Origin of the sequence: Streptomyces sp. NPDC048604 (assembly GCF_043199435.1) — a bacterium.
Classification (GTDB): domain Bacteria; phylum Actinomycetota; class Actinomycetes; order Streptomycetales; family Streptomycetaceae; genus Streptomyces.
Map to the genome: position 1 here is coordinate 201,479 of NZ_JBICVX010000007.1, position 23,989 is coordinate 225,467.

A 23,989-nucleotide genomic window follows, 5' to 3' on the forward strand; every position below is an offset into this window, starting at 1 on the left:
CAGTAGGGTGGGGCCCATGGCCGACCCGTCCAGCTACCGCCCCAAGCCGGGAGAGATCCCCGACTCGCCGGGGGTCTACAAGTTCCGCGACGAGCACCGCCGGGTGATCTACGTCGGCAAGGCCAAGTCCCTGCGCCAGCGCCTCGCCAACTACTTCCAGCCGCTGGCGAGCCTGCACCCGCGCACGGCCACCATGGTCACCACCGCCGCCTCCGTGGAGTGGACGGTGGTCTCCACCGAGGTCGAGGCGCTTCAGCTGGAGTACTCCTGGATCAAGGAGTTCGACCCCCGGTTCAACGTCAAGTACCGGGACGACAAGAGCTATCCCTACCTCGCCGTCACGCTGAACGAGGAGTACCCGCGCGTCCAGGTCATGCGCGGCCAGAAGAAGAAGGGCGTGCGCTACTTCGGCCCGTACGCGCACGCCTGGGCGATCCGCGAGACCGTCGACCTGATGCTCCGCGTCTTCCCCGTCCGCACCTGCTCCGCCGGGGTGTTCCGCAACGCCGCCTCGGCCGGCCGGCCCTGTCTGCTCGGCTACATCGGCAAGTGCTCCGCGCCCTGCGTCGGCCGGATCGACCCCGAGGAGCACCGCGAACTGGCCGAGGAGTTCTGCGACTTCATGGCCGGCCGGACGGGCACGTACCTGCGCCGCCTGGAGAAGCAGATGGCGCTGGCGGCCGAGGACATGGAGTACGAGAAGGCCGCCCGGCTCCGCGACGACATAGCGGCCCTGCGCCGTGCCATGGAGAAGAACGCGGTGGTCCTCGCCGACGCCACCGACGCCGATCTGATCGCCCTGGCCGAGGACGAGCTGGAGGCCGCCGTCCAGATCTTCCACGTCCGCGGCGGCCGGGTGCGCGGCCAGCGCGGCTGGGTCACCGACAAGGTGGAGGCCGTCGACACCGCGGGCCTGGTCGAGCACGCCCTGCAGCAGCTGTACGGCGAGGAGCGCGGCGACGCGGTCCCCAAGGAGGTCCTCGTCCCGGCCCTGCCCGAGGACGCCGACGCCGTGGGGCAGTGGCTCTCGGAGCGACGCGGCTCCCAGGTGTCGCTGCGCGTCCCGCAGCGCGGCGACAAGAAGGACCTGATGGCCACCGTCGCGCGCAACGCGCAGCAGGCCCTGGTGCTGCACAAGACCAAGCGCGCCAGCGATCTGACCACCCGCTCCCGGGCCCTGGAGGAGATCGCCGAGGCCCTCGACCTGGACTCGGCGCCGCTGCGCATCGAGTGCTTCGACATCTCGCACCTCCAGGGCGAGGACGTGGTGGCGTCCATGGTCGTCTTCGAGGACGGGCTGCCGCGCAAGGGCGAGTACCGCCGCTTCCAGATCAAGGGCTTCGAGGGGCAGGACGACGTCCGCTCCATGCACGAGGTGATCAGCCGCCGCTTCAAGCGCTATCTGGCGGAGAAGGAGAAGACGGGGGAGTGGGCCGTCCCGCTCGACGGCGAGGCCCACGACAACGACGGCGAGGGCCCGGCGCGGTCCGGCGAGGTCCCCGCCCCCGGCGAGGGCCGGGACGAGGACGGCCGGCCCAAGCGCTTCGCGTACCCGCCGCAGCTCGTCGTGGTCGACGGCGGGCAGCCTCAGGTGGCCGCCGCCCGCCGGGCCCTGGACGAGCTCGGGATCGACGACATCGCGGTCTGCGGCCTGGCCAAGCGGCTGGAGGAGGTCTGGCTGCCGGGCGACGACGACCCGGTCGTGCTGCCCCGCTCCAGCGAGGGGCTGTATCTCCTCCAGCGGGTGCGTGACACGGCTCACGATTTCGCCATCCGCTATCAGAGGCAGAAGCGGAACAAGAAGGTCCGCAGCAGCCCCCTGGACGACGTCCGGGGCCTCGGCGAGACGCGCAAACAGGCGTTGATCAAGCATTTCGGCTCGGTGAAGCGGCTCCGACAGGCGACAATCGAGCAGATCTGCGAGGTTCCCGGCATGGGCCGCAAGACGGCCGAGGCCGTCGCCGCCGCTCTGGCGCAGGCCGCCCCGGCCGCGCCCGCGGTGAACACCGCGACAGGAGAGATCATGGAAGACGGGGGCAGCACGGAATGACCGAGCACGACCGAGTAGACGGAGCAGGAGACGTGAACACGGGCACGACGAAGGAGCCCGGCGAGGCCGCCGACGCGGCCATCCCCGAGCTGGTGATCATCTCCGGCATGTCCGGCGCCGGCCGGTCCACCGCGGCCAAGTGCCTGGAGGACCTCGGCTGGTTCGTCGTCGACAACCTGCCGCCCGCGCTGATCCCCACCATGGTGGAGCTCGGCGCCCGCTCCCAGGGCAACGTGGCCCGGATCGCCGTCGTCGTGGACGTCCGCGGCCGGCGCTTCTTCGACAACCTCCGGGATTCCCTCGCCGACCTCGACGCCAAGCAGGTCACCCGGCGGATCGTCTTCCTGGAGTCCTCCGACGAGGCGCTGGTCCGGCGCTTCGAGTCGGTCCGCCGCCCGCACCCGCTGCAGGGCGACGGCCGGATCGTCGACGGCATCGCCGCCGAGCGCGACCTGCTGCGCGAGCTGCGCGGGGACGCCGACCTCGTGATCGACACCTCCAGCCTCAACGTGCACGAGCTGCGCGCCAAGATGGACGCCCAGTTCGCCGGCGACGAGGAGCCGGAGCTGCGGGCCACCGTCATGTCCTTCGGGTTCAAGTACGGCCTGCCGGTCGACGCCGACCTCGTCGTCGACATGCGCTTCCTGCCCAACCCGCACTGGGTCCCCGAGCTGCGCCCCTTCACCGGGCTCAACCCGGAGGTCTCGAACTACGTCTACAACCAGCCCGGCGCCAAGGAGTTCCTGGACCGCTACACCGAGCTGCTCCAGCTCATCGCCGCCGGCTACCGCCGCGAGGGCAAGCGGTACGTGACCATCGCCGTCGGCTGCACGGGCGGCAAGCACCGCTCCGTCGCCACCGCCGAGAAGCTCGCCGCCCGTCTCGCCGCGGAAGGGGTCGAGACCGTCGTCGTCCACCGGGACATGGGGCGAGAGTGAAGCCGTACCGTCGGCGTACGTCCACCCTGTCGGTACGTACGCTCCGCAGGCGCGGCGCCCAGCCGAAGGTCGTCGCGCTGGGCGGGGGCATGGGCCTGTCCGCCTCCCTCGCCGCCCTGCGCCGGATCACCGGGGACCTCACCGCGGTGGTCACGGTCGCCGACGACGGCGGCTCCAGCGGCCGGCTCCGGGAGGAGCTCGGCGTGCTGCCGCCCGGCGACCTGCGCAAGGCGCTCGCCGCGCTCTGCGGGGACGACGACTGGGGCCAGACCTGGGCCCGGGTCATCCAGCACCGCTTCCAGTCGCAGGGCGAGATGCACGGCCACGCGGTCGGCAACCTGCTGATCGTCGCGCTGTGGGAGCAGCTCGGCGACCCCGTCCAGGCGCTGGACCTGGTCGGCCGGCTGCTCGGCGCGCAGGGCCGGGTGCTGCCGATGTCGGCGGTGCCGCTGGAGCTGCGCGCCCTGGTGAGGGGCCACGATCCGGCCCGCCCGGACGACGTGGACACCGTGCGCGGCCAGGCGACGGTGGCGCTCACCCCGGGCGAGGTGCAGTCGGTGCACCTGGTGCCGAACGACCCGCCGGCCGTGCCGGAGGCCGTCGCCGCGGTGCTGGACGCCGACTGGGTGGTGCTCGGCCCGGGGTCCTGGTTCTCCTCGGTGATCCCGCACCTGCTGGTGCCGGAGCTGTACGACGCGCTGGTCCAGACGAAGGCACGGAAGGTGCTCTCGCTGAACCTCGCTCCGCAGCCGGGTGAAACAGAGGGCTTCTCACCGCAGCGTCATTTGGAGGTTTTGGGGCGACACGCCCCTAAACTCGCCCTGGACGTGGTGCTGGCCGACGAGGCCGCCGTGCCCGACGCGACAGCAGGGGAGCCCCTGGTCGATGCCGCCAAGCGGCTCGGCGCCGCGCTCGAGCTGGCGCCCGTGGCCCGGCCCGACGGGGCTCCGAAGCACGATCCGGAGCTCCTGGCCGCCGCGTACGACCGTATTTTTCGGATGCATGGAAGGATCGGCCCATGGCGATGACGGCAGCGGTGAAGGACGAGATCTCCCGGCTCCCCGTCACCCGGACCTGCTGCAGGAAGGCCGAGGTCTCGTCGATCCTGCGGTTCGCGGGCGGGCTGCACCTGGTGAGCGGCCGGATCGTGATCGAGGCGGAGCTGGACACGGCGATGGCGGCCCGTCGGCTCAAGCGCGACATCCTGGAGATCTTCGGCCACAGCTCCGAGCTGATCGTGATGGCCCCCGGCGGGCTGCGCCGCGGCTCGCGGTTCGTGGTGCGCGTGGTGGCGGGCGGCGACCAGCTGGCCCGGCAGACCGGCCTGGTCGACGGCCGCGGCCGGCCGATCCGCGGGCTGCCCCCGCAGGTGGTCTCCGGGGCGACCTGCGACGCCGAGGCGGCCTGGCGCGGCGCGTTCCTGGCGCACGGCTCGCTGACCGAGCCGGGGCGCTCCTCCTCGCTTGAGGTCACCTGCCCGGGCCCGGAGGCGGCGCTGGCGCTGGTCGGGGCGGCCCGGCGGCTGTCCATCGCGGCGAAGGCCCGTGAGGTGCGCGGGGTGGACCGCGTGGTGGTCCGCGACGGTGACGCCATCGGCGCGCTGCTGACCCGGCTCGGTGCCCACGAGTCCGTCCTGGCCTGGGAGGAGCGGCGGATGCGCCGCGAGGTCCGGGCCACCGCCAACCGGCTGGCCAACTTCGACGACGCCAACCTGCGCCGCTCGGCCCGTGCGGCGGTCGCCGCCGGGGCGCGGGTGCAGCGCGCCCTGGAGATCCTGGCCGACGAGGTGCCCGAGCACCTCGCGGCCGCGGGCCGGCTGCGGATGGAGCACAAGCAGGCCTCGCTGGAGGAGCTGGGCGCGCTCGCCGACCCGCCGCTGACCAAGGACGCGGTGGCCGGCCGGATCCGCCGGCTGCTGGCGATGGCCGACAAGCGGGCCACGGACCTGGGCATCCCGGGGACCGATCACAATCTGACGGAGGAGCTGGACGACAGCCTGGTCGGCTGAGACCCGGCGGAACAGCACGCCGTACGCTGCCGGTGCCCTTCGACGGGGCGCCGGCAGCGGCGTTTCCGCCCCCTGGCGCCACCGTCCCGGAACCCCCGCGTCCGTTCGCATGAAGGTGCCGCCGCGCCCGTACGCGTTCTTGACATGATCATGAACTGTCATGAGCCTGGCGTCTGTTGACTTTCGTGGCAGACGACTGCAAGGGGGGCCAATGAGACGAAGGGCGAGAGCGATTCTCGCGGCGGCGTCACTTTTGATTGCCGGACTGGCCGTGGCACCGGCCGCCGGAGCGGCGCAGAACGACGGGGACGACGACGGGCTCTCCGTATGGCGCGCCCAGGTCACCAGGGAACAGGTGCCGCTGCTCCTCGAAGCCGGCACCGACGGACACGAACTCACCGAGCAGGTCCCCGAGCGGGGCACCGCCACCGTCGAACTCCACCTCTCCGACCGGCAGGCCGGACAGCTCCGCGAGAAGGGCGTCGACCTCGCCCGGCACACCCTCTCCGCACAGTCCCGGCAGCGCGTCGCCGCCGCGGGCGACGGCGTCTTCCGGCCGTACGGCGGCCCGGACGGCCTCAAGCAGGAGATCCTGGCCACCGCGCGGGCGCACCCGGCGCTCACCAAGGTCGTCTCCCTCGGCAAGAGCCTCAAGGGCCAGGACATCCTCGCCCTGAAGGTCTCCAAGAACGCCGACAGCGTCCGCGACGGGACCAAGCCCGCCACGCTCTACCTGTCCAACCAGCACGCCCGCGAGTGGATCACCCCGGAGATGACCCGGCGGCTGATGCACCACTACCTCGACGGCTACGGCAAGGACCAGCGCCTCACGAAGATCGTCGACTCCACCGAACTGTGGTTCGTGCTCTCCGCCAACCCGGACGGCTACGACTACACCCACGCCCCCGACGGCGACCGCCAGTGGCGCAAGAACCTGCGCGACAACAACGGCGACGGCCGCACCGGCCCCGGCGACGGAATCGACCTCAACCGCAACTTCGCCTACAAGTGGGGCTACGACAACGAGGGTTCGTCGCCCGACCCGGCCGACGAGACCTTCCGCGGCCCCGGCCCCATGTCCGAGCCGGAGACCCGCGCCCTGGACGCCTTCGAACGCCGCATCGGCTTCCAGTACGGCATCAACTACCACTCCGCCGCCCAGCTGCTGCTCTACGGCGTCGGCTGGCAGGTCGCCACCGACACCCCCGACGACACCGCGCTCAAGGCGCTCGCCGGCACCCCGCAGAACTCCGCCGTCCCCGGCTACCGCCCGCAGGTCTCCTCCGAGCTCTACACCACCAACGGCGAGGCCGACGGACACGCGGCGAACGTCAACGGGATGCAGATGTTCACCCCGGAGATGTCCACCTGCGCCACCGTCTCCCGCATCGATCCGAACGACGCCTGGGAGCCGGCGGACTGCGCGTCCGTCTTCACCTTCCCGGACGACGAGAAGCTGATCCAGCAGGAGTTCGCCAAGAACATCCCGTTCGCTCTGGCCGTCGCCGAGTCCGCCGTACGGCCCGACGCCCCCGTCTCGCCCGTCGGCATGCCCGCCGCCGAGCTCACCCCGGACGCCTTCACCACCTCCTACGCCCGCGGCGGCGACCAGGAGGTCCGGGTGACCGCCCGGAAGTCGCTGCGCGACAAGCAGCTCAAGTACCGGATCAACGGCGGTCGTACGCACTCCGAGGACCTGGAGCGCTGGAAGGGCGGCGAGGTCTACGGCGGCGAGGACAACCTGTACTACGACCGCTACCGGGCCGAGGTCGAGGGGGCCCGCCCCGGCGACTCCGTCGAGGTCTGGTTCACCGCCCGCGGCCGCGACGGCGCCCGCGCCTCCTCCGCCCCGTTCACCTACAAGGTCGCCGAACGGCCGCGCGGGGACGTCCTGGTGCTCGCCGAGGAGGGCGGCGCGGCCGCCGCACAGCACACCGCCGCGTACGTGCAGGCCCTCGCCGCGAACGGCCGGGGCGCCGCCGTCTGGGACGTGGCGACGCAGGGTGCGCCGCACCCCCTCGGCGTCCTGGACCACTTCCGCACCGTCGTCTGGTACACCGGCGCGGAGCGGCCCTCCGGACCGGTCATGCTGGCCGTGCGCGACTACCTCAACGAGGGCGGCAAGCTCGTCAACGCCGGTGAGAAGTCCGGCGGTCTCGTCGACATCGGCCGCGCCGACTCCAACGACTTCGCCCAGTACTACCTCGGCGCCTTCCACCGCGCCGGACTGAAGAACGCCGGCTCGTTCGCCGGATCGGGTGGTTTCGCCGGCGCGAAGGCGACGCTCGGCCCCGCCGCCGGCAACCCGCTGGACAACGCCGGCGCGTACACCGTCACCTCCGACACCCTGAACCCGAGGGAGTTCCCGCACTTCCGCAGTGCCTCCGGCGGCGACTACCCCGGCGTGCGCACCCCGTTCGAGCCGTACGAGGGCACGTCCTTCGCGGCCGCCCGGCACGCCGACAACGCCTGGATGCGGCTCAGTCGCACCGTCGACCTCACCTCCGTCGACGCCGCGGCGAAGCCCGCCCTGCAGTTCCAGGTCAGCTACGACACAGAGGAGGGCTACGACAACCTCGTCGTCGAGGCCCGCACCGCCGGCCAGGACGACTGGACCACGCTGCCCGACGCCAACGGCGGCACCTCGGACGCCGCCCCGGCCGACTGCGGCGAGGGCTACTACGTCCGCGGCCACCCCTTCCTCGCCCGCTACCTCACCGTCGGCCAGGACGGCTGCGCCACCACCGGCACCAGCGGCTCCTGGCACGCCTTCACCGGCTCCTCCAACGGCTGGCAGCAGGCGTCGATCGACCTGAGCGGCTACGCCGGCAAGCAGGTCGAGCTGTCGATCTCGTACATCTCCGACCCCGGCACCAACGAGATGGGCGTGTTCGTCGACGACACCAGGCTCGTCATCGGGGGCACGGCCACCGGCGCCGAGGGCTTCGAGACCTCGCTCGGCGCCTGGTCCGTACCGGGTCCGCCGTCCGGCAGCCCGGGCAACGGCAAGGACTGGGCGCGCTCTCCCGGCCTCTTCCACTCGCAGGCCGCGGTCACCACCCGGGACACCGTTCTGCTCGGTTTCGGACTCGAACACGTACTGCGCACAGATGAGCGCAGCGCGCTCATGAGAGAGGCGTTCGAGGTCCTGCACGGCTGAGCGGACGCCCGCACTTTTGATCACGGTGAGTGATCAGGACGAAAGCCGCGTCATGGCCCGAACCCGCCGGTAGCAACGGGCCATGGCGCAATTTCAAGGGTTCCGACCTGTACGCGATGTCACTCTCAGGCGTTGGGGGAGGTAGGGTCGGAGGCGGTCGGGGACATCCCTAAAAAAGAACTCGCCGGCGTCTAAACCCGGCGTACTCTCACGAGGAGATCGGTTCGTGACGATCCGCGTAGGCATCAACGGCTTCGGCCGCATCGGTCGCAACTACTTCCGCGCGCTCCTTGAGCAGGGTGCCGACATCGAGATCGTGGCTGTCAACGACCTGGGTGACACCGCGACCACCGCTCACCTGCTGAAGTACGACACGATTCTGGGCCGCCTCAAGGCCGAGGTGACCCACACCGAGGACACCATCACCGTCGACGGACACACCATCAAGGTGCTGTCCGAGCGCAACCCGGCCGACATCCCCTGGGGTCGGCTGGGCGTCGACATCGTCATCGAGTCCACCGGCATCTTCACCAAGCGCGAGGACGCGGCCAAGCACCTCGCCGGCGGCGCCAAGAAGGTCCTCATCTCGGCTCCGGCCAAGGACGAGGACATCACCATCGTCATGGGCGTCAACCAGGACAAGTACGACGCGGCTCAGCACCACGTCATCTCCAACGCGTCCTGCACCACCAACTGCGTCGCCCCGATGGCCAAGGTCCTCGACGAGAACTTCGGCATCGTCAAGGGCCTGATGACGACGGTCCACGCGTACACCAACGACCAGCGCATCCTGGACTTCCCGCACAAGGACCTGCGCCGTGCCCGCGCCGCCGCGGAGAACATCATCCCGACCACGACGGGCGCCGCGAAGGCCACCGCCCTGGTCCTCCCGCAGCTCAAGGGCAAGCTCGACGGCATGGCCATGCGCGTCCCGGTCCCGACCGGCTCGGCCACCGACCTCGTCGTGGAGCTCCAGCGCGAGGTCACCAAGGACGAGGTCAACGCCGCGTTCAAGAAGGCCGCCGAGGACGGCGACCTGAAGGGCGTCCTCGTCTACACGGAGGACCCGATCGTCTCCTCCGACATCGTCAGCGACCCGGCCTCCTGCACCTTCGACGCCTCCCTGACCATGGTCCAGGAGGGCAACTCGGTGAAGATTCTCGGCTGGTACGACAACGAGTGGGGCTACTCCAACCGTCTCGTCGACCTCACGGTCTTCGTGGGCGAGCAGCTCTGAACCGTCCAGAGCAAGGCATCTGATGTAAGCGCAGGGCTCGGGCAGTGCAAAGATGCACTGTCCGGGCCCTGCCCTGTGTGCTGCCCGTTCCGACCTGCAAGGAGTGCGTAACCCCATGAAGACGATCGACGAGCTGCTCGCCGAGGGCGTGGCCGGCAAGCGGGTGTTCGTCCGCGCCGACCTCAACGTGCCGCTGGACGGCGACACGATCACCGACGACGGGCGCATCCGCGCCGTGCAGCCCACGATCAAGGCGCTGGCCGAGGCCGGCGCCAAGGTGGTCGTCGCTTCGCACCTGGGCCGCCCCAAGGGCGCGCCGGATCCGGCCTTCTCCCTCGCCCCGGCCGCCGCGCGGCTCGGCGAGCTGCTCGGCGCCGAGGTGGCCTTCGCCACCGACACGGTCGGCGAGTCCGCCAGGGCCACCGTCGCCGGCCTCGCCGACGGCCGGGTCGCCGTCATCGAGAACCTGCGTTTCAACCCGGGCGAGACCTCCAAGGACGACGCCGAGCGCGACGCCTTCGCCGCCCAGCTCGCCGAGCTCGCCGACCTGTACGTCGGCGACGGCTTCGGCGCCGTGCACCGCAAGCACGCCTCGGTCTACGACCTCCCCGGCAAGCTGCCGCACGCCGCCGGCTCCCTCATCGCCACCGAGGTCGGCGTCCTGAAGAAGCTCACCGACGAGGTCCAGCGGCCGTACGTGGTCGTCCTCGGCGGCGCCAAGGTCTCGGACAAGCTGGGCGTGATCGACAACCTGCTCAAGAAGGCCGACCGCATCCTCATCGGCGGCGGCATGGCCTACACCTTCCTGGCCGCCAAGGGCCACGAGGTCGGCATCTCGCTGCTCCAGGCCGACCAGAAGGACAAGTGCCTGGAGTACCTGGCGGAGGCGGAGAAGCGCGGCGTGGAGTTCGTGCTGCCCGTCGACGTCCTGGTCTCCTCCGAATTCCCGGACCTCAAGACCAAGGCCCCGGCCCACCCCGACACCGTCGCCTCGGACGCCATCCCGGCGGACCAGGAGGGCCTGGACATCGGCCCGAAGACGCGTGAGCTGTACGCGGCCAAGCTCGCCGACGCGGGCACCGTGTTCTGGAACGGCCCGATGGGCGTCTTCGAGCACCCCGACTACGCGAACGGCACCAAGGCGGTCGCGCAGGCCCTGCTCGACTCGCCCGGTTTCACCGTCGTGGGCGGCGGCGACTCCGCCGCCGCCGTGCGCACGCTCGGCTTCGACGAGAACGCTTTCGGCCACATCTCGACCGGCGGCGGCGCCAGCCTCGAATACCTCGAGGGCAAGACGCTCCCCGGCCTCGCCGCACTGGAGGACTGATCCCCCGATGACGACCCGCACCCCGCTGATGGCGGGCAACTGGAAGATGAACCTCAACCACCTCGAGGCCATCCGCCATGTCCAGCTGCTCTCCTTCGCCCTGAACGAGAAGGACTACGACGCCGTCGAGGTCGCGGTCCTGGTGCCCTTCACCGATCTGCGGTCCGTCCAGACCGTGATCGAGGGCGACAAGCTGAAGCTGAAGTTCGGCGCCCAGGACCTCTCGCCGCACGACTCCGGCGCGTACACCGGCGATGTCTCCGGCGCCATGCTGGCCAAGCTGAACTGCACGTTCGTGACCGTCGGCCACTCCGAGCGCCGCGAGTACCACGCCGAGACGGACGAGCTGTGCAACGCGAAGGTGAAGGCCGCGTTCCAGCACGGCCTCACCCCGATCCTGTGCATCGGCGAGGGCCTGGAGGTCCGCAAGGCCGGCAACCAGGTCGCGCACACCCTCGCCCAGCTCGACGGCGGTCTGAAGGACGTCCCGGCCGAGCAGGCCGAGACGGTCGTGATCGCGTACGAGCCGGTCTGGGCCATCGGCACCGGCGAGGTCGCCACCCCCGAGGACGCCCAGGAGGTCTGCGGGGCGATCCGCGGCCGGCTGGCCGAGCTGTACTCGCAGGAGCTGGCCGACAAGGTCCGCATCCAGTACGGCGGCTCCGTGAAGTCGGGCAACGTCGCCGCGATCATGGCGCAGCCGGACGTCGACGGCGCCCTGGTAGGCGGCGCGTCGCTGGACGCGGACGAGTTCGTCAAGATCGTCCGCTTCCGCGACCAGTGACGCGACCAGTGAGTATGCGGTAGCGACGATCCGTCGTACTCTTGCGGGGGCCGCCGGGCTGTGCGCCTGTCGGCCCCCGTCGTACACATCCGAGAATTGCCAGGAAGTAGGGTCCAGCCGTGGTTATGGGGTTCTCGATCGCCCTGATCGTCTTCAGCCTGCTGCTGATGCTGCTCGTGCTGATGCACAAGGGGAAGGGCGGCGGCCTCTCCGACATGTTCGGCGGCGGTATGCAGTCGTCCGTGGGTGGCTCGTCGGTCGCCGAGCGCAACCTCGACCGCATCACGATCGTGGTCGGTCTGCTGTGGTTCGCGTGCATTGTCGTGCTTGCCCTGCTGATGAAGCTGGACGTGTAACTCCAATCACTGGACGCGCGTTGGGCCTTACGTAGACTGGTGCATCTTCGAGCACCATCACGCAGGGAGTTACGACCGTGGCAAGTGGCAACGCGATCCGGGGAAGCCGGGTCGGAGCGGGGCCGATGGGGGAGGCCGAGCGGGGCGAGTCGGCACCGCGCCTCCGCATCTCCTTCTGGTGCTCGAACGGGCACGAGACGCAGCCGAGCTTCGCCAGCGACGCGCAGGTTCCCGACACCTGGGACTGTCCCCGCTGCGGATTCCCGGCCGGCCAGGACCGGGACAACCCGCCGGACCCGCCCCGCACCGAGCCGTACAAGACGCACCTCGCCTACGTGCGGGAGCGGCGCAGCGACGCGGACGGCGAGGCGATCCTCGCCGAGGCTCTGGCCAAACTCCGCGGCGAGATCTGAGCAGCACACGGGCCCGGCCCGCGACGTGAAGTCGCGGGCCGGGCCCGTCCGCTTCGCCTCGCACGCCCGTCCGCTTCGCCTCGCACGCCCGTCCGCTTTGCCTCGCACGTCCGACCCGCCCGATCAACTAGGTTGGACGCAGCGGGGCAAGCAGGCACGAGAAGAAGTGGGCGATGTCCGAGATGAACACCAGGAGCAGGCTCGACCGGATGCCGGAGTGGGCCGCCCTCGCCAAGCACCGTGAGCAGCTGGGCGACACCCGGCTGCGCGAGCTGTTCGCCGCCGACGCCGACCGCGGCGCCGCGTACACCCTGCGCGTCGGCGAGCTCCACCTCGACTACTCCAAGAACCTGGTCACCGACGAGACCCTCGCCCTGCTGCGCGAGCTGGCCGCCGCCACCGGCGTCGCCGAGCTGCGCGACGCGATGTTCCGCGGCGAGAAGATCAACACCACCGAGGACCGCGCGGTCCTGCACACCGCCCTGCGCGCCCCGCGGGGCGCCGTCGTCGAGGTCGACGGCGAGAACGTGGTGCCCGGCGTGCACGCCGTCCTGGACAAGATGGCCGCCTTCGCCGAGCGGGTCCGCTCCGGCGCGTGGACCGGCCACACCGGCCGGCCGATCCGCAACGTCGTCAACATCGGCATCGGCGGCTCGGACCTCGGCCCGGCGATGGCCTACGAGGCACTGCGCGCCTACACCGACCGGAACCTCACGTTCCGTTTCGTCTCCAACGTGGACGGCGCCGACCTGCACGAAGCGGTCCGCGACCTCGACCCCGCCGAGACGCTGTTCGTCATCGCCTCCAAGACGTTCACCACCATCGAGACCATCACCAACGCCACCTCCGCCCGGGACTGGCTGCTGACGGGTCTGAACGCCGGTCAGGAGGCCGTCGCCAAGCACTTCGTGGCCCTGTCGACGAACGCCGAGAAGGTCCACGACTTCGGCATCGACACGGCCAACATGTTCGAGTTCTGGGACTGGGTCGGCGGCCGCTACTCGTACGACTCCGCCATCGGCCTCTCCCTGATGGTCGCCATCGGGCCGGAGCGCTTCCGCGAGATGCTCGACGGCTTCCACCTCGTCGACGAGCACTTCCGCACCGCCCCGCCGGAGGAGAACGCGCCGCTGCTGCTCGGCCTGCTCGGCGTCTGGTACGGCGCGTTCTTCGACGCCCAGTCGCACGCGGTGCTGCCGTACTCGCACTACCTGTCGAAGTTCACCGCGTATCTGCAGCAGCTCGACATGGAGTCCAACGGCAAGTCCGTCGACCGCGACGGCCGGCCCGTCGACTGGCAGACCGGACCGGTGGTCTGGGGCACCCCCGGCACCAACGGCCAGCACGCGTACTACCAGTTGATCCACCAGGGCACCAAGTTCATCCCCGCCGACTTCATCGGCTTCGCCCGGCCCGTCGCCGACCTGCGGCCCGGTCTGGTCGCCCAGCACGACCTGCTGATGGCGAACTTCTTCGCCCAGACGCAGGCGCTGGCCTTCGGCAAGACCCCGGACGAGGTGCGCGCCGAGGGTGTGGCCGAGGAGCTCGTCCCGCACAAGACCTTCCAGGGCAACCACCCCACCACCACGATCCTGGCCGAGGAGCTGACGCCGTCCGTCCTCGGACAGCTGATCGCGCTCTACGAACACAAGGTGTTCGTCCAGGGAGCGATCTGGAACATCGATTCGTTCGATCAGTGGGGGGTCGAGCTCGGCAAGGTCCTCGCCAAGCGGATCGAACCGGTCCTGCTCACCGGCGAGGGCGCGGACGCGCTGGACGGCTCCACCGCCGGCCTCGTCTCGGTCTACCGGACGCTGCGGGGCCGCTGAACCGTATGACCACCACGGGGGAGGACGAAGTGCAGGGCGACGTACGGCTGCGGCCGCCGAGGAACGAGCTCGACGGCCGGGCGGTCGGCTGGTGGCGGACCCAGCTGCTGATCACGACCGCCGTGCCGGTGGTGATCCTGGGCGTGCTCGGCGCGCTGATCGCGCCGGCCCGGTTCTGGCTGCTGCTGCCCGCGGCGGTGCTCGCCGCCGTGGGCCTCGCCTGCACCGCGTTCCTCCCCCGCTGGTGGTACCGGGTGCACCGCTGGGAGGTCACCGACGACGCCGTGTACGTGCGCACCGGGGCGCTCTGGCAGGAGTGGCGGATCGCGCCGATGTCCCGGATCCAGACCGTGGACACCGTGCGCGGCCCGCTGGAGCAGGCCTTCCGGCTCGCCACGGTGACGGTCACCACCGCCTCCTCCAGGGGCGCGATCCGGATCGAGGGGCTCGACCACGAGCTCGCCGCCGAGCTGGCCGAACGGCTCACGCTGATCACCGGAGACACGCCCGGGGACGCCACGTGACCGCCCTCGGCCCCGAGGGCACGGAGGAGGACTGGCAGCGGCTCGACCGGCGGACGCTGCTGGTCAGCGCCGCCGTCACGGGCGGAGTCGCCGCGGGCGCCGCCGTACCGACCGCGCTCGGCCTGGCGAGCGGGATGCCGCTCTGGCAGGCCGTGGTCTGGGTGCTGGCCGGCTCCGTCGTGATGATCGCCTGCGGCACCGCCGCCGACTACGTCCGCTGGCGGCGCACCCGCTACCGGATCGGCGCCGAGCGGGCCGAGCTGCACACCGGCCTGCTGCTCGTCACCCGCCGGTCGCTGGCCCGCGAGCGGATCCGCAGCGTCGACCTCACCGCCCATCCGCTGCTGCGGATACTCGGCCTGGTCAAGGTCCGCATCGGCACCGGCGAGCACTCCGGCGGCGAGTCCACCCTCGAACTCGACCCGGTCGCCCGGGCCGAGGGCGAGCGGCTGCGCCGGCTGCTGCTCGACCGGCCCGCGGCGGCCGGCGCGGACCCCGCGCACGACGGCCCGCTCGCCGCGCTCGACCCGGGCTGGATCCGCTACGCCCCGGTCTCCTTCGTCGCCCCCGCGCTCGGCGGCGCGGCGGCCGGAGCGGTGATGCAGGTCAGCGAGTGGTTCGGGGCCCAGGCCGCGGTCATCGACTGGGTGCGCGCCCGCTTCGAGGGCACCTCGATCCTCTCGATGATCACCGTGCTCGTGCTGGCCGCGCTGCTCGCCGGCACCGTCGGCGCGCTCGGCCTCTGGGTCGAGATGTGGTGGAACTACACACTGGAGCGCGAGCCCGGCGGCACCCTCCGGGTTCGCCGCGGACTGCTCACCGCCCGCTCGATATCGGTCGAGGAACGGCGGCTGCGCGGTGTGGAGCTGATCGAGCCGCTCGGCGTACGGACCTTCGGCGCCGCCCGGGTCGACGCGGTCGCCACCGGCATCGCCGAGGACGACGAGAGCCAGCACGCCGACCACAAGACCCTGCTGCCGCCCGCGCCCCGCACCGTCGCCGACACGGTCGCCGCGCAGGTGCTGCGCGAGTGCGTCGCCCCCACGAGCGCCCCGCTGACCGCCCACCCGCGCGCCGCCCGCGACCGGCGGGTCCGCTGGGCGCTCGGCTCGGCCGCCGTGCCCGTCGTCGTCCTCGCCGTCCTCGGCGTGCTGCTCGACGTCGGCGTGCTGGGGTACGTCGCCGGGGCCTGCGCCCTCGTCCTCACCCCGCTCGCCCTGCTCGCCGCCCGGGACGCGTACCGCAACCTGGGCCACGGCATCACGGGCGAGTACCTGCTGGCCCGCTCCGGCGTGCTGCGCCGCAGCACCGTCGCCCTCCAGCGCGGCGGGGTCATCGGCTGGACGGTCAAGCAGTCCTGGTTCCAGCGCCGCGCCGGCGTCCTCACCCTGACCGCGACCACAGCCGCCGGCGCGGGCGCGTACAGCGTCTACGACGCCGCCGCTCCGGAGGGCCTCGCCTTCGCCGCCGAAGCCGTGCCCGACCTGCTCGCGCCCTTCCTCGAGCGCACCCCTGATCCAGAGGGCTGAGCCCCGGCACGTAGCATGTTCCGCTCCTGCCGCGGCAGGACGCTCGTTGCACCGCCGAATGGAGCCGAACCTTGCGCACAGCGCTGCTCGAAACGCCCACGCCCGACGCAGCACGTACGGACGCGGCACGTGAGGGCGGGCGTGGTTACGGAGGACAGCTCCCGTCTCTGACGGGCATGCGATGGGCCGCCGCGCTCCTCGTGTTCCTCTACCACATACGGAACTTCGGCTATTTCGGCGGCGAGTACAGCGACCTCGTCAACTGGGCCTTCGGCTTCGGCAAGGTGGGAGTCACCTTCTTCTTCGTGCTGTCCGGGTTTGTCCTGGCCTGGTCCGCGCGGCCCGGCGACCGGGTCGTGGCGTTCTGGCGCCGCAGGCTCGCCCGGATCTATCCGGTCCATCTGGCCACCGCGCTCCTGGCGCTCGGACTCGCCTTCACCGTGCTGCCGGCCCTGAAGCCCCACGGGTACAGGGAAGTCGTCGCGAATCTCCTGCTGTTGAACGCATGGAAGATCGAGTGGTGGCAGGCGGTCAACCCGGTCAGCTGGTCCCTCGTCTGCGAGGCCTTCTTCTACGCCTGCTTCCCGCTCGTCTACGCGCTCGTGCGACGGATCGGCCCGCGCACCCTGACCGCCGTGCTCGTGGCCGCACTGGCCGTGGTGATGTTCCTGCCCAAGGTCAACACGCACCTCGACACCGGCATCGTGCTCTACAGCCTGCCGCTCGCACGACTGCCCGAGTTCGTGCTCGGCGTGGCCGCCGCCCGGCTCGTCCAGCTCGGCCGCTGGCGTGGTCCGGGCCTCGAAGGGGCGATGGCGGTCACCCTCGTCGGCTACTTCATGGCCCCGTACATCCCCGGCTCGTACGCGTCGACCACGGCGCTCGGTTTCACCCTGCTCATCGCGGCGGCGGCGGTCGCCGACATCGAGGGGCACCCGTCGATGTGGCGCGGGACCCGCCTCGTACGTCTGGGGGAGTGGTCGTTCTCGTTCTACATGGTGCACGTGCTGGTGCTGCAGCTGAGCGTGCCGCTGCTGGGGAGCAAGCCGCAGTTCGACACCCTGACGGCCCTGGGTGTCACCGCAGTGGCCTTCACGGTCTCCCTCGCCCTGTCCGCGGTGCTCTACCACGGTGTCGAACTCCCCGGCAGGCGACTGCTCCTGAGGAGTGCACGGCGCGGCTGAGACCCCGTTCACGCCGAAGGCCCGGACCCGCAGTCGCTGCGGGTCCGGGCCTTCTCGTGGGCCGGGGTTGTCAGGCCGAGGCCGGGGGGTACAGCTCGCGGGGCAGGGCCGAGGCGGCGGCCGCGTCCATCAGCCACAGGGTGCGGGAGCGGCCGTACGCGCCGGCCGCAGGGACCTGTACCTCGCCCGCGCCGGAGAGCGCGAGGGCGGCGGCCTTCGCCTTGTCCTCGCCGGCGGCGAGCAGCCAGACCTCGCGGGCCGCGCGGATCGCCGGAAGGGTCAGCGAGACCCGGGTCGGCGGCGGCTTCGGCGCGCCGTGCACGCCCACCACCGTCAGCCCGGTCTCCCGCACCCCCGGCGACTCCGGGAACAGCGAGGCGACATGGGTGTCCGGGCCCACGCCCAGCATCAGCACGTCGAACGACGGTACGCCGGCATGGTCCTCGGGACCGGCCGCGGCGGCCAGCTCCGCGGCGTACCCGGCGGCCGCCGCATCGGCGTCGGACCCGTACGGGCCGTCCGACGCGGGCATCGCGTGCACCCGCGCCGGGTCCAGCGGCACCAGGTCGAGCAGCGCCTCGCGGGCCTGGGTGACGTTCCGGTCGGGGTGACCCTCCGGCAGGAACCGCTCGTCGCCCCACCACAGGTCGAGCCGCGACCAGTCGACCGCGTCCCGGGCCGGGGCCGAACCGAGCGCCGCCAGCAGGCCGTTGCCGTTGCGCCCGCCGGTGAGGACCACCGACGCGGAGCCGCGGGCGGCCTGGGCGTCGACCACCTTGGTGATCAGCCGGGCCGCCGCGGCCTGTGCCATCAGCTCCTTGTCGCGGTGCACGACGAGCTGGGGAGTGCTCACTTGCCGGCCGCCTTCTTGGCCGGGGCCTTCTTCGCCGCGGCCGCCTTCGGGGCGTCGGCCGGAGCAGAAGCACCGTCCGCCGCCGGGTTCGGCGCATCCTCCTCGGCGAGGCGCGCCACTCCGTATCGCAGCGCCGACGCGTAGGTGTCGTCCGGGTCGAGGCGGCGCAGCTCCTCCGCGATCAGCTCGGCCGTCTCGCGGCGCTTGAGCGCCACCGCGCGGTCCGGCTGCCCCTGGATGGAGAGCGTGGCGAGCGAGCCGTCCGGCCGGTCGAGCACGATCGGCCCGCAGTCGGACTCCAGGCGTACGGACGTCAGCCCGGGGCCGGGCGAGACCAGGCGCTTCACCGGCACGTTCAGCCGGTCCGCCAGCCACATGGCCAGCAGCTCGACGCTCGGGTTCAGCTCCTCGCCCTCCACCGCGGCCGAGCCGACCTGGCAGACGACCTGGTCCAGCGCGGCGGCGAGCATCGAGCGCCACGGCGTGATCCGGGTCCAGGCCAGGTCGGTGTCGCCCGGGGTGTACGCCTCGCTGCGCGCGGCCAGCTCGTCGATGGGCTGCTCGCAGGCGTACGCGTCGGTGACGCGGCGCTGCGCCAGCGCGCCCAGCGGGTCGTTGGCCGGGTCGGTGGGCGCGTTGACCGGCCACCAGACGACGACCGGGGCGTCCGGCAGCAGCAGCGGCAGCACCACGGACTGGGCGTGGTCGATGACCTCGCCGTACAGCCGCAGCACAACCGTTTCGCCGGTGGACGCGTCCGCGCCGAGGCGCACCTCGGCGTCGAGCCGGGCCTTGGCCCGGTCGCGCGCCGAGCGGGCGGCGCGCTTGATGACCACCAGGGTCCGCGAGGGGTGCTCGCGGGACGCCTCGTTGGCGGCCTTCAGCGCGTCGTACTGGTTCTCCTCGTCGGTGACGATGACGAGGGTCAGCACCATGCCGATGGCCGGCGTGCCGAGCGCCCGCCGTCCGAGCACCAGCGCCTTGTTGATCTTGCTTGACGTGGTGTCAGTCAGGTCGGTCTTCATGGCCGGCGCCAGCTCCGTCCGTCTCGTGCGAGCATTTCGTCCGCCTCGACCGGCCCCCAGGTCCCGGACTGGTACTGGGCGGGCTTGCCGTGCTTGTCCCAGTACTGCTCGATCGGGTCGAGGATCTTCCAGGACAGCTCGACCTCCTCGACCCGCGGGAAGAGGTTGGAGTCGCCGAGCAGCACGTCGAGGATCAGCCGCTCATAGGCCTCCGGGCTGGACTCCGTGAAGGACTCGCCGTAGGCGAAGTCCATGGAGACGTCCCGGACCTCCATCTGCGTGCCCGGCACCTTGGCGCCGAACCGCAGCGTCACGCCCTCGTCCGGCTGGACCCGGATGACCAGGGCGTTCTGCCCCAGCTCCTCGGTCGCCGTGTGGTCGAAGGGGGAGTGCGGAGCGCGCTGGAAGACCACCGCGATCTCGGTGACCCGGCGGCCCAGGCGCTTGCCGGTCCGCAGGTAGAAGGGGACGCCCGCCCAGCGGCGGTTGTCGATCTCCAGCTTGATGGCCGCGTAGGTGTCGGTCTTCGACTTGGGGTCGATGCCGTCCTCCTGCAGGTAGCCGACGGCCTTCGCGCCGCCCTGCCACCCGGCCGTGTACTGCGCCCGCACGGTGTGCCCGCCCAGGTCCTCGGGCAGCTTCACCGCGCCGAGCACCTTGGTCTTCTCCGCAGCCAGCGCGTCCGCGTCGAAGGAGGCGGGCTCCTCCATCGCCGTCAGCGCGAGCAGCTGCAGGAGGTGGTTCTGGATGACGTCACGGGCGGCGCCGATGCCGTCGTAGTACCCGGCCCGGCCGCCGATGCCGATGTCCTCGGCCATCGTGATCTGGACGTGGTCGACGTACGACCGGTTCCAGAGCGGCTCGAAGAGGGTGTTGGCGAAGCGGAGCGCCAGGATGTTCTGGACGGTCTCCTTGCCCAGGTAGTGGTCGATGCGGAAGACCTGGTCCGGGGCGAAGACGTCGTGGACGACCTCGTTGAGCTCCTTCGCGGAGACCAGGTCGTGCCCGAAGGGCTTCTCGATGACCGCGCGCCGCCAGGACCCCGCGGGGGGTTCGGCGAGCTTGTGCTTCTTGAGCTGCTGGACGACCTTGGGGAAGAACTTCGGCGGTACCGAGAGGTAGAACGCGAAGTTGCCGCCGGTGCCCTGCGCCTTGTCCAGCTCGTCGACGGTGGACTTCAGCTGCTCGAAGGCGTCGTCGTCGTCGAAGTCGCCCTGGACGAAACGCATCCCCTGGATCAGCTGGTGCCACACCTCCTCGCGGAACGGGGTGCGGGCATGGGTCTTGACGGCCTCGTAGACCTCCTGCGCGAAGTCCTCGTCCTGCCACTCGCGGCGGGCGAAGCCGATGAGCGCGAAGCCCGGCGGCAGCAGACCGCGGTTGGCCAGGTCGTAGACGGCAGGCATCAGCTTCTTACGGGACAAATCGCCCGTGACACCGAAAATCACCAGGCCCGACGGCCCCGCGATACGCGGGAGCCGTCGGTCTGCGGCGTCACGGAGCGGGTTGGCTCCGTGGACTGCGCTCAAGGTGTTACGCCTCCGAAGGTGCGAGGCGGTCCAGCTCTGCCTCGGTGGACTTGAGCAGGTCGTTCCAGGACGCCTCGAACTTGTCGACGCCCTCGTCCTCGAGGAGCTGGACGACATCGTCGTACGAGATGCCCAGCTTCTCGATCGCGGCCAGTTCGGCACGGGACTGCTCGTACGTGCCGCGGACGGTGTCCCCGGTCACCACGCCGTGGTCGGCGGTGGCGTCCAGGGTGGCCTCCGGCATGGTGTTCACCGTGCCCGGGGCGACCAGGTCGACCACGTACAGGGTGTCCTTGTAGGCCGGGTCCTTGACGCCGGTCGAGGCCCACAGCGGACGCTGCTTGTTGGCCTGCGCCTTGTCGAGGGCGGCCCAGCGCTCGCTGCCGAACACGTCCTCGTACGCCTCGTAGGCCAGGCGGGCGTTGGCCAGCGCGGCCTTGCCCTTGAGGCCCTTGGCCTCGTCCGTGCCGATGACGTCCAGGCGCTTGTCGATCTCGGTGTCCACGCGGGACACGAAGAAGGACGCCACGGAGTGGATCTTGGAGAGGTCCAGGCCGCGCTCGCGGGCCTTCTCCAGACCGGCCAGGTAGGCGTCCATGACCGCGCGGTAGCGCTCCAGGGAGAAGATCAGCGTCACGTTGACGCTGATGCCGAGGCCGATGACCTCGGTGATCGCCGGCAGACCCGCCTTGGTGGCCGGAATCTTGATCAGCGTGTTGGGACGGTCCACCAGCCAGGCCAGCTGCTTGGCCTCGGCGATGGTGGCCGTCGTCTCGTGGGCGAGGCGCGGGTCGACCTCGATCGACACCCGGCCGTCCTGGCCCTGGGTCGCGTCGAAGACCGGCCGCAGGATGTCGGCGGCGTCGCGGACGTCCGCCGTCGTGATCATGCGGATGGCCTCGTCGACGGTCACCTTGCGGGCGGCGAGGTCGGCGAGCTGCTGGTCGTAACCGTGGCCCTCCGAGATCGCCTTTTGGAAGATGGACGGGTTGGTCGTCACGCCGACCACGTGGCTCTGGTCGATCAGCTCGGCCAGGTTGCCGGAGGTGATCCGCTGGCGCGAGAGGTCGTCCAGCCAGATCGCGACGCCTTCGTCGGAGAGGCGCTTGAGTGCGTCTGTCATGAGAGGTTCTCCAAAAATCGTGTCTGTCGGCGTCAGCGCGCGGCGGCTTCGAGAGATTCCCGGGCGGCGGCGGCCACCGCGTCGGCCGTGAAGCCGAACTCGCGGAAGAGGACCTTCGCGTCCGCCGAGGCGCCGAAGTGCTCCAGGGAGACGATCCGGCCGGCGTCGCCGACGTACTTGTGCCAGGTCAGGCCGATCCCGGCCTCGACCGCGACCCGCGCCTTCACCGACGACGGCAGGACGGAGTCCTTGTACGCCTGGTCCTGCTCCTCGAACCACTCCACCGACGGCATCGAGACCACCCGGGTCGGGACGCCCGCGGCCTGCAGCTGCTCGCGCGCCTCGACGGCGAGGTGCACCTCGGAACCGGTGCCGATCAGGATCACCTGCGGCTCGCCACCCTCGGCGTCGAACAGCACGTAGCCGCCCTTGGCCGCGTCCTCGTTCCAGGCGTAGGTCGGCACGCCCTGACGGGTCAGGGCCAGACCGTGCGGGGCGCCCTTGCCGAAGACCTTCGTGTGCCGCTTGAGGATCTCGCGCCAGACGATCGAGGTCTCGTTGGCGTCCGCCGGACGGACCACGTTCAGACCCGGGATCGCACGCAGCGAGGCCAGGTGCTCCACCGGCTGGTGGGTCGGGCCGTCCTCGCCGAGACCGATCGAGTCGTGCGTCCAGACGTACGTCACCGGCAGGTGCATCAGGGCCGACAGACGCACCGCGTTGCGCATGTAGTCGGAGAACACCAGGAAGGTGCCGCCGTAGATCCGGGTGTGGCCGTGCAGCGCGATGCCGTTCATGGCCGCGGCCATGGCGTGCTCGCGGATGCCGAAGTGGATCGTGCGGCCGTACGGGTCGGCCTCCGGCAGCGGGTTGCCCTGCGGCAGGAAGGACGACGCCTTGTCGATCGTGGTGTTGTTCGAACCGGCCAGGTCGGCCGAGCCGCCCCACAGCTCCGGGATCACCGCGCCGAGTGCCTGCAGCACCTTGCCGGAGGCGGCGCGGGTCGCGATGCCCTTGCCGGACTCGAAGACCGGGAGCTTGTCCTCCCAGCCCTCGGGGAGCTCGTTGGCCTGGATGCGGTCGAAGCCGGCCGCACGCTCCGGGTTGGCGGTGCGCCACTCGGCCAGCGACTTCTCCCACGCGGCGCGGGCCTCGCGGCCCCGGTCGCCCAGCGAACGGGTGTGCCGGATGACCTCGTCGGAGACCTCGAAGGTCTGCTCCGGGTCGAAGCCGAGGACGCGCTTGGTGGCCGCGACCTCCTCGTCGCCCAGCGCCGAGCCGTGCGCGGCCTCGGTGTTCTGGGCGCTCGGCGCCGGCCAGGCGATGATCGAGCGCATCGCGATGAACGACGGGCGCTCCGTCTCCGCCTCGGCCGCCCGGATCGCCGCGTACAGCGCCGCCGGGTCCAGGTCGCCGTTGGCCTGCGGCTCCACGCGCTGGACGTGCCAGCCGTAGGCCTCGTACCGCTTCATCGTGTCCTCGGACACGGCGGTCTCGGTGTCGCCCTCGATCGAGATGTGGTTGTCGTCCCACAGCATGACCAGGTTGCCGAGCTTCTGGTGACCGGCCAGCGACGAGGCCTCGGCGGCGATGCCCTCCTGGAGGCAGCCGTCACCGGCGATCACGTAGACGTTGTGGTCGAACGGGGACGTGCCGGGGGCCGCCTCCGGGTCGAACAGGCCGCGCTCGTAGCGGGCGGCCATCGCCATGCCGACGGCGTTGGCGACGCCCTGGCCCAGCGGGCCCGTGGTCGTCTCGACGCCGGCGGTGTGGCCGTACTCCGGGTGACCCGGGGTCTTCGAGCCCCAGGTGCGGAACGCCTTCAGGTCGTCCAGCTCAAGACCGAAGCCGCCGAGGTACAGCTGCGTGTAGAGGGTCAGGGAGGAGTGCCCCGCGGAGAGCACGAACCGGTCGCGCCCCACCCACTCGGGGTCGGCCGGGTCGTGGCGCATCACCTTCTGGAAGAGGGTGTACGCGGCGGGGGCCAGGCTCATCGCCGTACCCGGATGGCCGTTTCCGACCTTCTGTACGGCGTCCGCTGCCAGGACGCGGGCAGTGTCCACGGCCCGCTGGTCCACTTCGGTCCACTCGAGGTCTGTGGTGGTCGGCTTAGTGCTCAC

General features: G+C 71.2%; 19 protein-coding genes. 14 read left to right on the plus strand and 5 right to left on the minus strand.

Annotated features, from left to right (window positions below; genetic code table 11):
• Positions 1 to 16: 16 nt before the first annotated feature.
• The 14 genes from uvrC to ACGFMM_RS17145 all read left to right on the plus strand — a co-directional run bounded on the left by uvrC (position 17) and on the right by ACGFMM_RS17145 (position 17,339).
• Positions 17 to 2,050 carry an excinuclease ABC subunit UvrC gene (gene uvrC, locus ACGFMM_RS17080; protein WP_393647132.1) on the plus strand — a complete coding sequence of 678 codons (2,034 nt, stop codon included), beginning with the start codon at positions 17 to 19 and terminating at the stop codon, positions 2,048 to 2,050.
• The gene (gene rapZ, locus ACGFMM_RS17085; RefSeq protein WP_393647133.1) at positions 2,047 to 2,988 is read left to right on the plus strand and encodes an RNase adapter RapZ; all 942 of its coding nucleotides are present in this window, start codon (positions 2,047 to 2,049) and stop codon (positions 2,986 to 2,988) included. The genes uvrC and rapZ overlap by 4 nt, the downstream gene beginning before the upstream one ends.
• Positions 2,985 to 4,016: a uridine diphosphate-N-acetylglucosamine-binding protein YvcK gene (yvcK, locus tag ACGFMM_RS17090; protein ID WP_393647134.1), complete on the plus strand. Its 1,032-nt coding sequence runs from the start codon at positions 2,985 to 2,987 to the stop codon at positions 4,014 to 4,016. Before rapZ ends, yvcK begins: the two co-directional genes overlap by 4 nt.
• Positions 4,007 to 4,996 carry a DNA-binding protein WhiA gene (whiA, locus tag ACGFMM_RS17095; protein ID WP_393647135.1) on the plus strand — a complete coding sequence of 330 codons (990 nt, stop codon included), beginning with the start codon at positions 4,007 to 4,009 and terminating at the stop codon, positions 4,994 to 4,996. Before yvcK ends, whiA begins: the two co-directional genes overlap by 10 nt.
• 211 nt (positions 4,997 to 5,207) lie before the next feature.
• On the plus strand, positions 5,208 to 8,156 hold the full coding sequence (locus tag ACGFMM_RS17100) for a M14 family zinc carboxypeptidase (protein WP_393647136.1): 2,949 nt from the start codon (positions 5,208 to 5,210) through the stop codon (positions 8,154 to 8,156).
• A 226-nt stretch (positions 8,157 to 8,382) separates the two neighbouring features.
• Entirely contained in the window at positions 8,383 to 9,393 is a 1,011-nt protein-coding gene (gap, locus tag ACGFMM_RS17105; protein WP_393647137.1) for a type I glyceraldehyde-3-phosphate dehydrogenase, read from the plus strand.
• A 115-nt stretch (positions 9,394 to 9,508) separates the two neighbouring features.
• The gene (locus ACGFMM_RS17110) at positions 9,509 to 10,720 is read left to right on the plus strand and encodes a phosphoglycerate kinase (RefSeq protein ID WP_393647138.1); all 1,212 of its coding nucleotides are present in this window, start codon (positions 9,509 to 9,511) and stop codon (positions 10,718 to 10,720) included.
• Between the two features lie 7 nt (positions 10,721 to 10,727).
• Positions 10,728 to 11,504: a triose-phosphate isomerase gene (tpiA, locus tag ACGFMM_RS17115; protein WP_393647139.1), complete on the plus strand. Its 777-nt coding sequence runs from the start codon at positions 10,728 to 10,730 to the stop codon at positions 11,502 to 11,504.
• 125 nt (positions 11,505 to 11,629) lie between these two features.
• Positions 11,630 to 11,860, plus strand: coding sequence for a preprotein translocase subunit SecG (gene secG / locus ACGFMM_RS17120; protein ID WP_393647274.1), 231 nt, complete (start codon positions 11,630 to 11,632; stop codon positions 11,858 to 11,860).
• Between the two features lie 77 nt (positions 11,861 to 11,937).
• Entirely contained in the window at positions 11,938 to 12,273 is a 336-nt protein-coding gene (locus ACGFMM_RS17125) for an RNA polymerase-binding protein RbpA (RefSeq protein ID WP_003957010.1), read from the plus strand.
• Between the two features lie 182 nt (positions 12,274 to 12,455).
• Entirely contained in the window at positions 12,456 to 14,102 is a 1,647-nt protein-coding gene (gene pgi, locus ACGFMM_RS17130) for a glucose-6-phosphate isomerase (RefSeq protein ID WP_393647275.1), read from the plus strand.
• Positions 14,103 to 14,107: 5 nt separating this feature from the next.
• Positions 14,108 to 14,626 (plus strand): PH domain-containing protein, encoded by a 519-nt coding sequence (locus ACGFMM_RS17135; RefSeq protein WP_393647140.1) that lies wholly within the window; start codon positions 14,108 to 14,110, stop codon positions 14,624 to 14,626.
• Complete coding sequence (locus ACGFMM_RS17140) at positions 14,623 to 16,155, plus strand: PH domain-containing protein (RefSeq protein ID WP_393647141.1); 1,533 nt, start codon at positions 14,623 to 14,625, stop codon at positions 16,153 to 16,155. The genes ACGFMM_RS17135 and ACGFMM_RS17140 overlap by 4 nt, the downstream gene beginning before the upstream one ends.
• Before the next feature lie 176 nt (positions 16,156 to 16,331).
• Positions 16,332 to 17,339 (plus strand): acyltransferase family protein, encoded by a 1,008-nt coding sequence (locus ACGFMM_RS17145; protein WP_393647142.1) that lies wholly within the window; start codon positions 16,332 to 16,334, stop codon positions 17,337 to 17,339.
• Between the two features lie 70 nt (positions 17,340 to 17,409).
• On the opposite strand, the gene pgl is transcribed toward ACGFMM_RS17145, so the two are convergent.
• Genes pgl through tkt form a run of 5 tightly spaced genes read right to left on the minus strand, consistent with a single transcriptional unit; the run spans position 17,410 to position 23,989 of the window.
• Complete coding sequence (gene pgl / locus ACGFMM_RS17150; protein ID WP_393647143.1) at positions 17,410 to 18,192, minus strand: 6-phosphogluconolactonase; 783 nt, start codon at positions 18,190 to 18,192, stop codon at positions 17,410 to 17,412.
• Positions 18,189 to 19,217 (minus strand): glucose-6-phosphate dehydrogenase assembly protein OpcA, encoded by a 1,029-nt coding sequence (opcA, locus tag ACGFMM_RS17155; RefSeq protein WP_393647144.1) that lies wholly within the window; start codon positions 19,215 to 19,217, stop codon positions 18,189 to 18,191. Before opcA ends, pgl begins: the two co-directional genes overlap by 4 nt.
• Positions 19,214 to 20,746, minus strand: coding sequence for a glucose-6-phosphate dehydrogenase (gene zwf, locus ACGFMM_RS17160; RefSeq protein ID WP_393647145.1), 1,533 nt, complete (start codon positions 20,744 to 20,746; stop codon positions 19,214 to 19,216). Before zwf ends, opcA begins: the two co-directional genes overlap by 4 nt.
• 4 nt (positions 20,747 to 20,750) lie before the next feature.
• Positions 20,751 to 21,869, minus strand: coding sequence for a transaldolase (tal, locus tag ACGFMM_RS17165; RefSeq protein ID WP_393647146.1), 1,119 nt, complete (start codon positions 21,867 to 21,869; stop codon positions 20,751 to 20,753).
• A gap of 32 nt (positions 21,870 to 21,901) precedes the next feature.
• A complete protein-coding gene (gene tkt, locus ACGFMM_RS17170; protein ID WP_393647147.1) occupies positions 21,902 to 23,989 on the minus strand; it encodes a transketolase in 2,088 nt (695 codons plus the stop codon).

Bases quoted from the DNA above. Each gene is read 5' to 3' on its own strand.
- uvrC (WP_393647132.1), top strand. From the start codon at position 17: ATGGCCGACCCGTCCAGCTACCGCCCCAAGCCGGGAGAGATCCCCGAC.
- rapZ (WP_393647133.1), top strand. From the start codon at position 2,047: ATGACCGAGCACGACCGAGTAGACGGAGCAGGAGACGTGAACACGGGC.
- whiA (WP_393647135.1), top strand. From the start codon at position 4,007: ATGGCGATGACGGCAGCGGTGAAGGACGAGATCTCCCGGCTCCCCGTC.
- ACGFMM_RS17100 (WP_393647136.1), top strand. From the start codon at position 5,208: ATGAGACGAAGGGCGAGAGCGATTCTCGCGGCGGCGTCACTTTTGATT.
- ACGFMM_RS17110 (WP_393647138.1), top strand. From the start codon at position 9,509: ATGAAGACGATCGACGAGCTGCTCGCCGAGGGCGTGGCCGGCAAGCGG.
- tpiA (WP_393647139.1), top strand. From the start codon at position 10,728: ATGACGACCCGCACCCCGCTGATGGCGGGCAACTGGAAGATGAACCTC.
- secG (WP_393647274.1), top strand. From the start codon at position 11,630: ATGGGGTTCTCGATCGCCCTGATCGTCTTCAGCCTGCTGCTGATGCTG.
- pgi (WP_393647275.1), top strand. From the start codon at position 12,456: ATGAACACCAGGAGCAGGCTCGACCGGATGCCGGAGTGGGCCGCCCTC.
- ACGFMM_RS17135 (WP_393647140.1), top strand. From the start codon at position 14,108: ATGACCACCACGGGGGAGGACGAAGTGCAGGGCGACGTACGGCTGCGG.
- ACGFMM_RS17145 (WP_393647142.1), top strand. From the start codon at position 16,332: ATGCGATGGGCCGCCGCGCTCCTCGTGTTCCTCTACCACATACGGAAC.
- opcA (WP_393647144.1), bottom strand. From the start codon at position 19,217: ATGAAGACCGACCTGACTGACACCACGTCAAGCAAGATCAACAAGGCG.
- tal (WP_393647146.1), bottom strand. From the start codon at position 21,869: ATGACAGACGCACTCAAGCGCCTCTCCGACGAAGGCGTCGCGATCTGG.